The sequence below is a fragment of the Nostoc sp. CALU 546 genome (assembly GCF_048836525.1).
Map to the genome: position 1 here is coordinate 51,105 of NZ_JAWJTF010000028.1, position 15,207 is coordinate 66,311.

A 15,207-nucleotide genomic window follows, 5' to 3' on the forward strand; every position below is an offset into this window, starting at 1 on the left:
AAAGCTCTCCTAACGATCCCCGTTTCAAAACCTCAGCCAGTAATGTGCAATGCCGTAATAGAAATTTAAGCTATGAATTCCAATATCAATCTTTTCACACCAGTTCAGCTTGGCCCTTACACCTTACCAAACCGGATTGTAATGGCACCGATGACGCGTTTGCGGGCAATTGCAAGCATCCCCAACTCGCTAATGGCAACTTACTACACCCAACGCGCTAGTGCTGGGCTGATCGTTACCGAATGTACGATGGTTTCACCTCTGAGTTTAGGATACATTAACTGTCCGGGAATTTACTCAGAAGAACAAGTGGCAGGATGGCGGTTGGTAACTAATGCAGTACACGAACAAGGGGGCAGAATTTTTTTGCAACTTTGGCATTCTGGGAGAGTTTCTCACTCGGCTTTACTTGATGGAGAATTGCCAGTTGCTCCCAGTGCGATCGCAGGGATTGGCTCACTCCATACACCCATAGGTAAAGTATCGTTGGAAACTCCCCGCGCTTTAGAAACCCCAGAAATTTCCGAGATTGTCGAGCAATTCCGCAGAGGTGCCAAAAATGCCTTGGCGGCTGGTTTTGATGGGATTGAACTTCACGGTGCATTTGGTTATTTAATCGACCAATTTCTCCAAGATGGCTCTAACCAGCGCACAGATGAGTATGGCGGTTCAATAGAAAAGCGTAGCCGATTCCTTTTAGAAGTTGTGGAAGCAGTCGCTAGCGTTTGGGGTGGGAACCGGGTTGGTATAAAACTTTCGCCAAGTAACACTTTTTATGGAATGCATGACTCTAACCCTCAAGAAACTTTTGGTTATGCAATCAATGCTCTTAACCCCTTTGGACTTGCCTATCTTCACCTGATGGAACCGAACGAAGTTGATTTAGCAACCCGCGAAGTCATGAACCCAGTTACACCCTACTTTCGACAAATATTCCAAGGTACTTTGATTACCAATGGTGGCTACGATCGCCAAACAGGAGATAGCATTCTTACTAGTGGCAATGCAGATTTAGTTTCTTTTGGCAAGTTATATCTTGCTAATCCTGACTTACCAAAACGTTTAGAATTTAATGCACATTTGAACGCTCCAGATCCAAAAACATTTTATGCACCTGATGCTACAGGATACACCGACTATCCCTTTTTATAACTTCAGACAAATTAAAGCAATCACAGCCATCTCTAAATCAAAAATATAATTTGTCAGTTGCACAATTTTTCGGTTTTATAATTGTCCAAGTAGGAGAACACAGCCGTGCTGGCTTTCGATTAAAACGGATTGCTAAAGATGGGATGACAAAGTTTGTATAAAGCATTTATAACTTATACAAATAACGGCTGATTATCCGGTTGTAGAGTCTGTGCTTTTGCACTAAATATCACTTATCAGGCATTAAAAAATTATGGATTTGTCCAACTTTACTACACTCCAAAACTTAGAAGCTGCCTTCGGTGGTGAATCGATGGCAAATCGTAAGTATCTGTTTTTTGCAGATGTAGCGCGTCAACTTGGGTTTACAGACTTGGCGAAACTTTTTAAAGAAACAGCAGATCAAGAAACTGAACACGCTTTTGCACATTTTAAATTACTACATCCAGAACTTGTGGTAGAAGATGCAGCGGCTTTAACTGATGAACAAAAGCGGGAAATTGTATCTCGCTGTTTATCTTTGGCAATTGAAGGCGAGACTTATGAATATACCACAATGTATCCTGAGTTTGCCGCAGATGCCCAACGCGATCGCGACAATCCCGCAGCTGAAGAATTTCTCAAACAAGTTCAAGAATCTACCGATCATGCCAACACATTTCGGGAAGCTGCACACCGTTTTGGCTTGTTAAAATTCATCGAAAATTACCACGCCGATCGCTATACTGAAGCCTTAGAAGTATTAAATGGTGGACAAACAGCAACCAGAGTTGCTGGTGAAGATCCTAAAACTCGGAAATGGATTTGTAGACAATGCAGTATGATTTACGATCCCGTTGCTGGCGATCCTGATTCGGGGATTGCACCTGGTACACCTTTTGAAGAAATTCCTGAAGACTGGGAATGTCCGATTTGTGGCGCTAGCAAAAAAACCTTTAAACCATTTGAGGAAAAAGTTGCAGCTTAAGACAACAATCAATTAGGCAATCTTTTTTTAGCATATAAACGCGAAGCGTCTTAAAAGATACTTCGCGTTCTTGATTTTTTATACAGAGGTTTTGATCATGTGTTCACCAGAAGATAACGGCTATGCCTTTTGTTTTGGTGAAATGAGTCGTTAACTGTCATCAGGTAAATGTACAAATTAAATGCGTAACAACTTAGGTAATTCGTAATTCGTTCAGGAAGTGAGAGTCTTCTCAATGCGACGATCTGGAATCAGCCAGATGATTGCGACTAAAACGTACAATGCACAGGCAAACCATGAGTTCACAAAGGCAAGTGGAATTGCCACAGCATAGAATACCACCGATATTTTTCCTTTTAAGTCTTCACCAACTGCGATCGCTAAAGTTGAGTCCCTACCGTGGTGAGAAATGAGGACACGGGTAAGGATGAAGTAAGCGATTGCATTCAACAACAACACCGTACCATAAAGGGCAACTGGCATGGCGGCAAAGTGATTCTCGCCCATCCAACCAGTGACGAAGGGGATTAGCGACAACCAAAACAGCAGATGCAGATTAGCCCAAAGTATACGCCCATTTACCTGTCGGACTGCTTGTAGTAGGTGATGGTGATTATTCCAGTAGATGCCGATATAAATAAAACTCAGCACGTAGCTCAGAAATACCGGGATTAGCGGATGTAGCGCAGCTAAATCTAATCCATGCGGCACTTTGATTTCTAGCACCATGATGGTGATGATGATGGCAATCACTCCATCGCTGAATGCTTCTAATCTCCCTTTTCCCATGTACGTATTCCTTTTTTATAATCTTTAATTCTCACTTGCCAATTTCCGCCGTAATTCTCGAATAGCAGCGCTAGTATTGCGCTCGTAGGCAATTTTAAAACACTCTGTAATTACTTCTGACACATTGATGTTAGGGAAATAACGGCTACTGGTTTCAACAGTGTAGCGATCGCCCTGCAATCTGTAAATTACCAGCTGGTTCTTCCTAAACAACCAAACTTCTGGTACTCGATAAGGTAGGTAGTCATTTACATCGGTGTAACTGGTGATGTCTATCTCCACCACTAAATCAGGTGATGGATCGACGCCCCAATTAATGCGATCTTTACCTGCGATTGTCTCCCAGTTTTCAATATAAAAACAGTAGTCTGGTTCTATACCACTTTCTTGTGGTAGTTCCATTGTGATTGGGGTAAATGCCTCGTATTCTCGTCCCAGATGATCGAGCAAAACTTTGACTACATCTGCAATTACACTTACTTTACGCCCATGTTCTGGTAGTGGTGCCATCAAGAGAATTTCTCCATCTCGATATTTAATGCGAGGAGAGGAGCGATCGCCTAGTTGTTCATTCAGTGCTTGATAATCTTGCCAACTTCCAGGTAGGCGTACTACCGCACCTGGGGGCAAATGGATTGTATCGGGTGTGACAACAGCAAACATACAACTGAACCTCCACCTCAACTGTAATGCTTTAGATAAACTGTAGCTAGACTTTGATTATTACCAAAGCACTGTCAGGCAGCACAAGGCTGTCCTACTTTACCTTACTTAATTTCTGTAATGCTTTAAATCTCAATTGCTGCGGCTGAAAAATACAGCAGCTATCACAATTAAACCTAAAAGTGCTAAAGGAACCCAGAGATTAGGGAGATCAGACAAACTCATAAATGACTTCTAAATAAGTAGGGTATATGAAGCAGATTGCAATAGACAGTCGCTACTTTATAAATCAACTTTTAAGTAAGCCTTTTTTTAACTTCCTCAGCCAAGTTTTCTAGTAGCACTTCTACTTGCTCACCTGTTTTCAAATCTTTGAGTGAGGATTTTTGCGCTGCTGCTTCTTCAGAACCAATAATTACGCAAAATTGAATTCCTTGCTTGTCTGCTAATTGAAATTGTTTCCCCAAAGGACGCTTATCAAAGTTAGTTATTACATTAATTCCCGCCTGACGCAGATATTGAGAAACTTTTAAATAAGTGGGCATTAAATCTTCTTGCATATTCACTACCATCACTTGGGCTGGTGTAGCAGCTAAGGTATTTAGAATACCAGCTTTTAACAAGCGACTAATTAAGCGAGTTAAGCCAATAGAAATGCCTACACCAGGCATTTTTTCGCCCAAAAATACCCCGACTAATTCTTCATACCTACCACCAGAACAAATACTACCTAAAGCTTCATGTCCTAATAGGGTTGTTTCGTAAACTGTGCCAGTATAGTAATCAAGGCCACGGGCAATAGATAAATCTATACAGAAACGGTTTTCGGCAACTCCGAGATTACGCACCCCTGCAATTACCGTTTCTAATTCGGTAATTCCTAAGCTTAATTGCTCAGTTTCTAGCAGATTTTGGGCGAGATGCTTGAGCTTATCTAATACGTCATCAATCGAACCGTCTATTTTAATAAACTCAATAATTTTTTGCGCCTGTTCTGCTGATATTCCTTCTTTTTCTAAATCTTGTTTTACTTTACTTTCACCAATTTTTTCTAGTGTGTCAACAATACCAATACACGATTTAATTTGATTTTCGGCAATTCCCAGTGATTTAAAGAAACCAGTCAGAACTTTTCGGTTGTTGATGCGAATCAGAAAATCGCCAATATTAATTGCTTCAAATATCTCAGTGATAATTGCAGGCATTTGAGCATCATAAAGCAAGCTGAGTTCACGACGAGCAACTACATCAATATCGCACTGACGAAACTGACGAAAACGCCCATCTTTCGCCCGTTCTCCCCGAAAAACCACATCGGTTTGGTATCGAGCAAAGGGAAAGGTTAATTCATTTAGGTGACGAGCAATATATGCCGCTAAAGGAACTGTTTGATCGAACTTTAAAGCTCTTGCTTCCGAACCTGTTTCGCCCGATCTATCTCTCTCGGCTTGTCGATTTGGTGGCAATATAGGATCAATTCCATAAATGATATTGTCGCCTTGATTCCCTTTAGCTTGCAGCACTTCTAAACGTTCTACAGCAGGTGTCTCGATAGGCGTAAATCCATAGCTTTCAAAAACTCTACGGATGATATCTAACAAATATAATTCTAGACGCTTTTCACTAGGCAGAAATTCTGGGAAACCGCTAGGAGTAGAAAAGTTTATTTTGTCACCTTTGGCCATGTGTGTACCTTACTAAGTTTAAATTTGAGATCAAAGCCTAACGACTGGAAGTCGTGGCTACACAAACAAAGTCCGCACTTCGACAGGCTCAGTGACCACCTGCGCGGACTGGAGAATAATGACGGATTATCTCTGAAAGGAGAAATTACTATCTTAGCCGTTCTTCTTGAATTAGAGTGCGTTGAAAGATTTGATTGTTTTTAAACCAATGCCAAGTGCGGGCGCGATTGTTATTGTCAGGACTAATGTAGATCATTTCATATAAGCTCATATCTGGGTTTGTTTTATAAGTAAACCACAAAATAACAATGGAATCATCGGCTTCCCAGGCTTTTCCTTCAATGCGATCGGTGTCAAACCAAAGCTTATTATCTTTATAAATTCCTGGAAATTCATATTCTTCTCGTTTCCCATCAGACCATGTGTAGCGATTTATTTGGTAATAGGGATGAGGGCCATTTTCTGGAAATTGACAAGTTAAGTGAGATTCATACTTGTCGAGGATTTTTCCTGTTGTATCAATTAATGTATAAGTTCCTACCCAATCTCCTTCATGACGGGCGAGTACGGGCATACCTTCTCGAATATTAGACATTGCAATTCACCTTTTATTGTTCTAACATTTGGAAAAATCGAGTAAAGTAATCGGGAAAAGTTTTCGCTGTACAACCAGGATGTTTTATTACAATGCCTGGAACCTTTAAGCCAGTGACCGTGGTATCTACTGGGCGATTCAGAACAGGGATTGCAATGATATGCACTTTTAACTTCTGTGCAGGTAGCCAGCTACAACTTAATTATGTTCGCATATTATGAGTGGGCAGTGGGGAAGGTTGTCAAAGATGGTTTTAATCATCGCTGGCATAATTTGACGCGAAGTATAACGAATTCCGTTTTTCTTCCAAGTGATAAATGCGGCGGGCTACGCCTACGCGTTTATCGTTGGCTTCTAATGTTCTTCTGTATCCACAGCAATATCTTTCGCCAGTCCCGCCGCTTGCGATCGCCAGTTGACGCTTTTATTGTCCACGCCCTGGCTTGCAATCTGCAAAACCTAATGCCTCTGTGTCGAGAAAACTTGCGATTCTCTTTCAGAGACACTACGTGAACGCCATCTCAATAACTGCTTCGATTGGATATTCAATTTCAGTAGCGCGAGCAATTAGAGTGGCGCGAATTCTTTCAGGTAAGCATCCTAAAATAACTTCGGCATCATGGGGGGAAAGTTGCTCTTGAACTGATGCAGGAAGCCCGTCAAGCTTTTTGCGAAATGCTTTTGTAACGCTTGATTTCATAACTCAGGCTGAAAGGGGAAAACTTCAGCTAGAGGTGTGATATCACCAGCAGCAATTTCCTGTCGTACCATCTCAGCCATCCGATCCCACTGATCGTTTGTCGTAGCTTCAAACTGAGCTTTCCATGTCCGCTCATCCTCCATTTCAGCAAGAAGACGAGATGCGATCGCATCCTGCTCGTCAGCAGGTAAAGTTTTCAATTGGGCGATCGCCTGTTCAAGTAATCCGGTCATCACCAAAGTACTTCCTTCAAAGAGATACTACTCATTATGGCTTACTAAACTGCCTTCTTTACTAACTTCAGTCATAGTAGCTTTACCTCCAAGGCTTCAAGTTGCTGATTGATCCAAGCCGTTGCTGTCGCTTCATCATTTCAAGATCCTTCTCAAAGCTTTTCCTAAACTCGACTTTCACGCTTTCGGCTCCAAAAGTTGAAAGATGGACTCACGGCTAACCAGTTTAGTTGTTTCACCTTCAGCGATCGCTTGCTCCATTGCCACGTCTTCAATAATTTCTGCCAGAAATTCAGAAACTTCTTTTCGATTGTCACGAATTAATTCAATGATCGCACTTTTCAAGATTTACTTAAGTTGATCTGGGTTTATAGTAATCTCAGACATTCTGCCTCCATTAGGTTAGTTTGAGTTTGATAGATTGATTCCTAACGCTTCAAGCTGCTGATTTATCCAAGCCGTTGCTGTCGCTTCATCGGTTTCGATCGCTCGTTCTACTCCTGTTTTAGCAATTTCTAACAGTTGCTTGGATTTTAGTTTTAATAAAAATGATGACTTTATCTTCTCAACAATTTTTTGCTGTTGGGGTTTCGGCAAGATTGGAATTAGTAAATTGGCTAGATCCGGCTGAGAAATACTGTAGTAAGCCACGCCATGAACCCTGCGCTCAACCTGTAAATAACCAAATTTTGAATTCAAAAATAGACTGACATATTCCGGTAGAATTTCTTTTTTAAAAGCTGAAGTCAAACGTACAAGCATGATTTCACTGCTAATAATCCCGTTAACTTCTAGTTCTGTAACAACTGCGGAGTTGCCAAAACTACCTTTACGAGTGAAAAGAATATCTCCTACCTGCAAACCTACAGGCTTGTTAACATCAGCCATTGTAATCGGTATTTTGACAGCACTTTCAAAATTAATTTGTCCGTTTTTAACATCACCAACACGAATGTAAGGTGTTCCCTCTTCGGTATATTCTCGATAGTCAAACCCATTTTGAATCGGATTTATTAATGAGCCTAAATTTTGAGATGGGAAACCACAACCTTTAATAACTTCTTCTACTTGATCATACTTTGGCTGGTAATACTCAGCGTCGAGGCGATCGCAGGACAGGAACGACTCAGCAAAACTCTTAACGGCAACCGTTTCTTCCGTAGGTTGCCAGTCCTTCAAACCAAGCTCCGACAACAGCAAATTCTCAGCTTGTTGATAAATTTCATTTGATAAATTTCTGAGTCTAGAAAGTTCTATAAATATACTTTCTATAACTACCTGAAATCTTGTAGAGAAAGATGGTATCGGAATACTGTAGAGTTCTTGCTTGCTAATAAAAGATATTAGAAGATTTGATTTATATCTGTTGCGGAATGCAATTCCGTATTTTGTAATCAAATAAATGAGTAGATAATATCTATTGATATCATTATTCACAGTCAACTTATAAAGACTTCCAGTAACTAAAACTTTTTCTGGAAAATCATCAGGCACTATTGAAATTTTTTCAGCTTTTCCCTTTACCTCAATTAATAATTCACCTTTTTTAATCCTGCCTTGAGGATATCTAATCCAGTCTGCTTCATCTACATAGAATAGATTACCTGTTTCGATAAATGGTGTTGTAATATCAGTTGCCTGTATACCACCTTCATAAAAATCAATGCTGAGATGATAATCTGCAAGTAGTGCAGTTCCCAGGAGAGGACGACGACCCATCGCCAACACGATGACTTCTCGCTCCGTACCGTTCCAAAGAATCTTTATTGCATGAGCATTTGTTGTAGTTTTGGAGTTGTCGGCAATATTTGCTTGAATTTTAGCAATATATGGCAAGCTAAGTTTTGCAACCAGATCAGGTGGCAAGGTAAGAAAACCTTCAAACCCCGTATCAATAACAAACTCAATTTCTACATCTGACTTGTCTTCCAAACGAACCAAAACACTTATTCGTGCTTGAAGCCCAACCACCGTCCCATGTATCACTGTATCGTCCTGACTAATGAACCACCAACAGCATACACGGCATCATAACCAATCCTTTCTGCCCAAATTGCTGCATCAGGCTGTTTGGCTTGCAAACGACGGCTTGTTACCAACAAATCATCACCAATTTCATATTCACCTGTTTCAACATTGATGGAAATTAATTTGCCAATATTCTCTACTGTCTCAACTTGGGAACGGATATGTTTTTCGTAGAATTCTTTACCACGTTGGATAATTTCTTCGTCATTTAGTTTCGGATAAGACATACAGGCAAGCTTTCAAGTAAAGCATTTGATCGCCCTATTTATTATAGTGTGCAACTAATTGTTAAACGACAAGGAAACGAACAGCGATGCCTGTCATCTCATATTCCCGGCTGTCTTTGCCATACTTCAACACTGCACCACTGACCAAGTGAACAAATGGACTCGTGTTCTGAATGAATGGACTCGTGTTCTGAATGAATGGACTCGTGTTCTGAACGAATGGACTCGTGTTCTGAACGAATGGACTCGTGTTCTAAACGAATGGACTCGTGTTCTGAATGAATGGACTCATGTTCTAAACGAATGGACTCATGTTCTGAACGAATGGACTCATGTTCTGAACGAATGGACTCGCGTTCTGAACGAATGGACTCGCGTTCTGAACCAAAACTATCAAAATTCTTCCAGGTGCTTTGGTTATCGTAGACAAAACTGTGGCAGAAGCGATCGCTTCTGGTAAAACAAATATTTTGAACAGAACGAGAATGCGATGCCAATTCTTGGAGACGCTTTACGTAGCTTGCTTTTCTAAAGGAGTACGGCAGCAAGCTACGCCATTGGTTACTCCCCATTATCAAACCACCAAGGGTCATTAGTAGCGTTAGTTTTAATTAAAATAGCTTTTTTTCGCATGAACCGTTTCAGCGCCGCTGCACCCATGCGTGACCCTCCCAAACCGGAGAATTTGAAAGCGTTTTTTTCTCCCTCGTGCATAATTGCGGTGAGTGCAGCATCGTTGATACTGATAGCACCTGCATCTATCTGCTGGGCAATTTCTAAGGCTTCGGCTTCTGAGGCAAATACAGCAGCACTCAATCCATAAATTGAGTCATTGGCTAAAGATACTGCTTCCTCTACTGTGCCAAAAGGCATTACTGGCATAATCGGGCCGAAAGTCTCTTCGGTCATCACTTTCATGGAATGATTAACCTGGGTGAGAACTGTGGGACGGCACCACCAACCCCCACCTAAGTCTTCAATTACACCACCGCAGTGAATTACTGCTCCTTTTTCCACTGCATCTAGGAGATGATCGCTAATAATAGCTGCTTGTTTTTCGGCGATGATGGGGCCGATTTCTCCACTTTCGACTGTAGGGTAGGCTAGTTCGAGGCGATGTGCTTTAGTTACTAGTTGATGATAAAACTTTTCAAATATGGAGTCTGCAACGTAAATTCGCTCAATTGAGAGGCATGACTGTCCGGTGTTGACGACGGAACCCCACAATATTGCTGAAGTTGCTAATTCTAAGTTGGCTGATTCTAAAACGATCGCAGGATCTTTTCCCCCTAATTCCAAAAAAGCTGGAATAAACCGTTTAGCAGCTGCTTCTGCCACTTTTCTCCCTGTGGCTACACTGCCCGTAAAGCACACTAAATCTACATTGTCAATCAAAATTGATCCGGTTGCACCTGCTCCTTCAACAAAAGTTAAAACATCGCGCAATTTGGGGACGGCGTTGAGTGCTGTTGTCAATGGTGCTACGAAGCGGGGAGCAATTTCACTGGGTTTGACAATGACAGCACAACCCGCCAATAATGCCGGAATGGTATCAATGGTAGATAGTAACAGCGGAAAATTCCACGGGCTAATTACCCCAACTAGGGGATAAGGAACGGATGTTTGTTGCAAGGCAATAAAGGGAATTGCTGTATTTTTTGCAGATTCTTGCAACAATTCCGGTGCTAATCTACACCAGCGATCAATGCTAGAGAGGAAGGAGTCTATTTCTAATACTGAGGTTGATAATCTTCCGGTATCATTTACCAAAGCTTCCGTGAGGCGATCGCGTCCTGATAATATCGCTTCTTTCCACTGCTGTAAAGCTTCAATTCTCCCCTCTAAACCCAACTGCTGCCAGCGAATTTGTGCCCTGCGCGTGCGCTTACATTGCTGCACCACCAACCTTGGAGGCGGCGGGATAATTACGTAGTCAAATTTGCCAGTTCGGGGATTACGGACTTCTATTGGTTCTGTCATTAGGAGGCAGGAGGCAGGAGGCAGGAGGCAGGGGGTAGGGGGCAGGAGGCAGGGGGTGGCAGGAGGCAGGGGGCAGGAGGCAGGGGGTAGGTAGGGTAGGAGTTATTTTATTTGTATTCCTATGCCCAATGCCCAATGCCCAATGCCCCATTCCCAAATTCAAATTCAAATTCAAATTATCCCCAGTTTGGCTAACCGCTCAATGGTGGCTTGCTGTGTTTGCAAGAAGTGTTTGCGGTCTACTTCTCCCTCCAGCATAGTATTAGCGGGGTAAAAGTGTGACTGCTGATAACTTTCGGCGTATAGTTCAAACCGCTGGCGGCTAAGTAAATTATTTAACCCCGGTCGGCGGCGATCGCGGCGTAATGCTCCTAAATCAATCTCTGCGAATGCTGCCATGCTCTCACCTGCACCTGTCTCTGATAATACGATTCCGCGATGGTCAATGATTTTAGAACCACCATCAGCCGAAGCGATGGGGATGGCAATATTAGCGATGCCTGCGGTATTAGCTGAAACTATGTATGCCATATTTTCGACGGCGCGAGTGATTTTTGCTGCGTCTTTGGGGGTGAGGTTTTTGTTGTATACTTCCGAGGTGGAATGGACAAAAATCTCCGCTCCTCGCATCGCCAGACACCGCGCCACTTCTGGATACAAAATTTCTTCTGAGGCTAAAGCAGCTAAATTACCGATCGCAGTTTTGGCTACGGGGAAAACTCCTTCTAAACCATAGCAGTCAAGATATTTATCCCAAACATCATGGGGTGTGGGAGCAAATAAGGAATTTAGCCGCCGATACCGCAAGACGATTGAGCCAGAGGGGTCAAGTATAAAGCAGGTTTGGAAGTATAAGCCGGGAAAGTTGGGGTCAATTTCGTAGGCGTTACCAGCCAAAAAGATTTGATGCTTTTGGGCAATTTTACCAAGGGCTTCATACTCAGCACCAGCCATTTCTATACAAGCTTTTTCTGCCCATCCGGCTAAAGAATCTCCCATCGGAAAACCGGTGAGGAAATATTCTGGCAGTACAATTAAACGACAATCGAAGCCGATGAAAGCGATACTGGCAGCAATTTGTTGGGCTAGGCGGTTGATGGAATTTTGCATGAGCGATCGCGCTAGTTGGCGATCGCTTGCTTGGTTGACTGCATGACAGGTAACTTGCAGTGCCAAAGCCCGGTAGAAGTCTGGATTAGTGGGCATGAAGCAGTTGTCTTTTGCTAATGACTAATGACCAATGACCAATGACCAATGACTAATGACTAATTCGATCACCACCCCAGAGCGATCGCACAAGTTTATCTGTCAATTCCGATCCAAATAGTTGTGCGGCAAATTTATTACCTGGATCGCGTTCAGCACTGATTCGGCGTAGCGCCAAATCACGAGCAGCCAAAGCTTCCTGTGCATCTTCTGGCACAGGTTCAGCTGCATCTACCCAAGTTAACCAGCGATCGAGGGTTTCGTGTGCAAGTGTGCGAATTAGTTCAAGGGTTTCAAAAGTAGGTGCGCTGGTGTAACATAAGCTGGCAGGTGATTGAAATAGTCGAATATACGCACTTTTACTAGTAAATAATTTGAGCCGCGAGTCTGACTGCAACTTTAAGAATGTTTGATTAACTGGCTCATAATAGCGATCGAGATATGCTAAATCGGTTAAAAGCTCAGTCCGGGGAATGTAATCTATATAAAAGAAAATATCTGCATTTGGAAGTGTGCCAAACTCAAACGCCAAATGCGGAACCTGGATATGCGGCGCTAACCAAGTGGTGAGACGCATGGTGGTAAAGTTTGATTTTTCCGGGTTTCCCAACCACGAATGCACTAGCCAATCAATTTCTTTCCCAGAAAAAGCAGTGAGTGAACCCTTCATATTGCCATCGAGACTGCTGTATTGCTGTAAATCTTCTACAGAAGGGTCTGGATGTAACTGAAAACGAACCTCTAGTTTTTGGTGGAGTTCCTTTGTAATTCCCCACAACTGCTCAAATACAGTTTTATTGTCTAGATTCGTTGGTTGCTGAGTCATGGTTTGAGTTGCGGCTTTTCTATAGACTTAATATTTAGTTTGACACTTTCTGGCATCTAATTCTTTGCTTAGATTGAATTCAGTACTGTGGGAAACAGCCTATCAACTAAACCATGATAAAGCTATTGCAGCAACATCTTTAATGCAAGTTTCGGATTCTGGAGTGCAACTTTCGAGTTTCGAGGTTGAAAAAACTTGATAATTTATGTTTTGTCTCTGGCAAAAGAATTTAAGTGAATTAAAGAAATGAGATTATTTTTAAATTTTATCAAAATCAACTACAAAAATTTTAACCTTTTTATTAAGTATTAATACTGTTGGAATAAAGTTTTAGGAGAGGATTAAATTTGGTTAATCCTCAACTATAATCTATCTAAAAATATTATCAAAATGCACCTATCTTATAAACTTAGATTTGTTTCCTCTCAACTTGTAACTGTAACAGTGCTGTTGACGTTGCTCTTATTTACCCCTCAAATTTGGCTTAACTGGCAAGCATATCATAGTTTTAATAGTATTACTAAATATGAATTTAAGCTGCAAACACTGAGTAATGAAATTACCTATCTCGATGAAGTATTAACGATGTCAGCCCGCATGAATGCTGCTACAGGTAACGTGTTTTGGGAACAACGGTATCGCCAATTTGAACCTAAACTTGATAATGCTATTAAAGAATCTATTAAACTGGCTCCCAAAGCATATAAAAATGAGGATGCCAAAAAAATTGATGCTGCTAATCAACGTTTGGTTGCAATAGAATATCAATCTTTTGATTTAGTTAATAAAAACAAAAAAGATCAAGCAATGCTACTACTTTCTAGCAGCGAATATGAAACCAATAAACAGATTTATGCTAATGGCGTTGCTAAAAGGCAGCAGAATATTTCGCTTCAGCTAAAGCAGAAAGTTGATGAATATTATCAAAGAATATTATGGGCAATTTCAGAATCTATTATAAGTTTAGCAATGTTAATTCCAGCATGGCTTTTAGTATTGCATTTATTGCAGCAATACTTAAAAGATAAAAAAATTGCTCAAGCTGCTTTAGAAGAAACTAATTGTAGGTTGGAAATACAAGTTGCAGAGAGAACAACAAAGTTAAAATACAAAAATTTTCAACTACAACAGACACTCCAAGAATTGCAACACACTCAAGTACAACTTGTTCAAACTGAAAAAATGTCTTCATTAGGTCAGTTAGTTGCTGGTGTTGCTCATGAAATCAATAATCCAGTTAATTTCATTTATGGCAACCTACTTCATGTTAGAGAATATAGCCAGCAATTACTAAGTTTAATTAATCTGTATCAGCAACAATATTGTAGTGAAAATCCAGAAATAAATCTTCTAATTGATGAGATAGATTTAGAGTTTATTATTGATGACATGCCGAAAATATTATCATCAATGGAAGTTGGTGCTGAACGTATTCGCGAAATTGTATTAACTTTGCGGAACTTCTCGCGTCTTGATGAAGCCGAAATGAAACTGGTTGATATTCATGAAGGAATTAATAGCACCCTATTGATTTTACAGTATCGGTTAAAAGAAAATCATAAAAAGCAGGAAATTACAATTATCAAAAACTATGGTAACTTACCTCTTGTGGAATGTTATCCAGGGGGATTGAATCAGGTCTTTATGAATATCTTGAGTAATGCTATTGATGCTTTACATCAACCAGAAACAGACTGTTTAGAAGGAGAGATTGAAAAACAGCTTAGTTCTATTATTATCCATACTCAAGTTAAAAATGAAAATTGGATAATGATTAGCATTAAAGATAATGGCTCAGGAATAACTGAGGAAGTTCAAACTAGATTATTTGACCCTTTCTTTACTACTAAACCTATAGGGAAAGGTACTGGCTTAGGATTATCTATTAGTTATCAGATTATAGTAGATAAACATAAAGGAAGAATTAAGTGTATTTCTGCACCAGGAAAAGGTACAGAGTTTGTGATTGAGATTCCTATCAAGCAGACAGATTAAACCAATTCGCAATTCGCAATGACGCTCTCTACGAGACGCTGCGCTAACGTAGCGGTAGCAAGTCCGCGTACTCTGTAAGAGTTGCAAGCTACGCTTTTAACGTCTCGTAGAGAAGAGAGCAATTACGTGTTGTAACGGGGATTTAGATCAGATATCAACAC

15 protein-coding genes and 1 pseudogene are annotated in these 15,207 nt (G+C 41.0%); 3 read left to right on the top strand and 13 right to left on the bottom strand.

Going from position 1 to position 15,207, the window contains the following annotated elements; genetic code table 11:
* Positions 1–72 precede the first annotated feature (72 nt).
* Together RRG12_RS16190 and RRG12_RS16195 are read left to right on the top strand one after the other, a co-directional pair.
* Positions 73–1,152, top strand: a complete 1,080-nt coding sequence (locus RRG12_RS16190; protein ID WP_420759993.1) for an alkene reductase — start codon at positions 73–75, stop codon at positions 1,150–1,152.
* 253 nt (positions 1,153–1,405) lie between these two features.
* Positions 1,406–2,119 carry a rubrerythrin family protein gene (locus RRG12_RS16195; protein WP_420759994.1) on the top strand — a complete coding sequence of 238 codons (714 nt, stop codon included), beginning with the start codon at positions 1,406–1,408 and terminating at the stop codon, positions 2,117–2,119.
* A gap of 213 nt (positions 2,120–2,332) precedes the next feature.
* On the opposite strand, the gene RRG12_RS16200 is transcribed toward RRG12_RS16195, so the two are convergent.
* From RRG12_RS16200 to RRG12_RS16260, 13 genes and pseudogenes are all read right to left on the bottom strand, one after another.
* Positions 2,333–2,908 carry a TMEM175 family protein gene (locus RRG12_RS16200; protein WP_069069598.1) on the bottom strand — a complete coding sequence of 192 codons (576 nt, stop codon included), beginning with the start codon at positions 2,906–2,908 and terminating at the stop codon, positions 2,333–2,335.
* A gap of 24 nt (positions 2,909–2,932) precedes the next feature.
* Positions 2,933–3,571 (bottom strand): Uma2 family endonuclease, encoded by a 639-nt coding sequence (locus RRG12_RS16205; RefSeq protein WP_420759995.1) that lies wholly within the window; start codon positions 3,569–3,571, stop codon positions 2,933–2,935.
* Between the two features lie 296 nt (positions 3,572–3,867).
* Positions 3,868–5,256: a histidine--tRNA ligase gene (gene hisS / locus RRG12_RS16210; RefSeq protein WP_420759996.1), complete on the bottom strand. Its 1,389-nt coding sequence runs from the start codon at positions 5,254–5,256 to the stop codon at positions 3,868–3,870.
* A gap of 148 nt (positions 5,257–5,404) precedes the next feature.
* A complete protein-coding gene (locus RRG12_RS16215) occupies positions 5,405–5,851 on the bottom strand; it encodes a DUF3598 family protein (RefSeq protein ID WP_069069595.1) in 447 nt (148 codons plus the stop codon).
* A 424-nt stretch (positions 5,852–6,275) separates the two neighbouring features.
* Positions 6,276–6,551 (bottom strand): annotated as a pseudogene (locus RRG12_RS16220) (hypothetical protein).
* A complete protein-coding gene (locus RRG12_RS16225; RefSeq protein ID WP_069069592.1) occupies positions 6,548–6,784 on the bottom strand; it encodes a hypothetical protein in 237 nt (78 codons plus the stop codon). Before RRG12_RS16225 ends, RRG12_RS16220 begins: the two are co-directional and overlap by 4 nt.
* A gap of 177 nt (positions 6,785–6,961) precedes the next feature.
* Positions 6,962–7,129, bottom strand: coding sequence for a hypothetical protein (locus RRG12_RS16230; protein WP_420759997.1), 168 nt, complete (start codon positions 7,127–7,129; stop codon positions 6,962–6,964).
* Positions 7,130–7,186: 57 nt separating this feature from the next.
* Positions 7,187–8,725, bottom strand: a complete 1,539-nt coding sequence (locus RRG12_RS16235; RefSeq protein WP_420759998.1) for a clan AA aspartic protease — start codon at positions 8,723–8,725, stop codon at positions 7,187–7,189.
* Between the two features lie 41 nt (positions 8,726–8,766).
* Entirely contained in the window at positions 8,767–9,039 is a 273-nt protein-coding gene (locus tag RRG12_RS16240; RefSeq protein ID WP_420759999.1) for a hypothetical protein, read from the bottom strand.
* Between the two features lie 98 nt (positions 9,040–9,137).
* Positions 9,138–9,611, bottom strand: coding sequence for a hypothetical protein (locus tag RRG12_RS16245; protein ID WP_420760000.1), 474 nt, complete (start codon positions 9,609–9,611; stop codon positions 9,138–9,140).
* Entirely contained in the window at positions 9,601–11,019 is a 1,419-nt protein-coding gene (locus RRG12_RS16250; protein ID WP_420760001.1) for an aldehyde dehydrogenase family protein, read from the bottom strand. Before RRG12_RS16250 ends, RRG12_RS16245 begins: the two co-directional genes overlap by 11 nt.
* Positions 11,020–11,190: 171 nt before the next feature.
* Positions 11,191–12,225 carry a nitrilase-related carbon-nitrogen hydrolase gene (locus tag RRG12_RS16255; protein WP_420760002.1) on the bottom strand — a complete coding sequence of 345 codons (1,035 nt, stop codon included), beginning with the start codon at positions 12,223–12,225 and terminating at the stop codon, positions 11,191–11,193.
* Between the two features lie 52 nt (positions 12,226–12,277).
* Positions 12,278–13,051 (bottom strand): red chlorophyll catabolite reductase, encoded by a 774-nt coding sequence (locus RRG12_RS16260; RefSeq protein WP_420760003.1) that lies wholly within the window; start codon positions 13,049–13,051, stop codon positions 12,278–12,280.
* Between the two features lie 390 nt (positions 13,052–13,441).
* Between RRG12_RS16260 and RRG12_RS16265 the strand changes: the two genes are divergently transcribed.
* Entirely contained in the window at positions 13,442–15,046 is a 1,605-nt protein-coding gene (locus RRG12_RS16265; protein ID WP_420760004.1) for a sensor histidine kinase, read from the top strand.
* Positions 15,047–15,207: the final 161 nt, after the last annotated feature.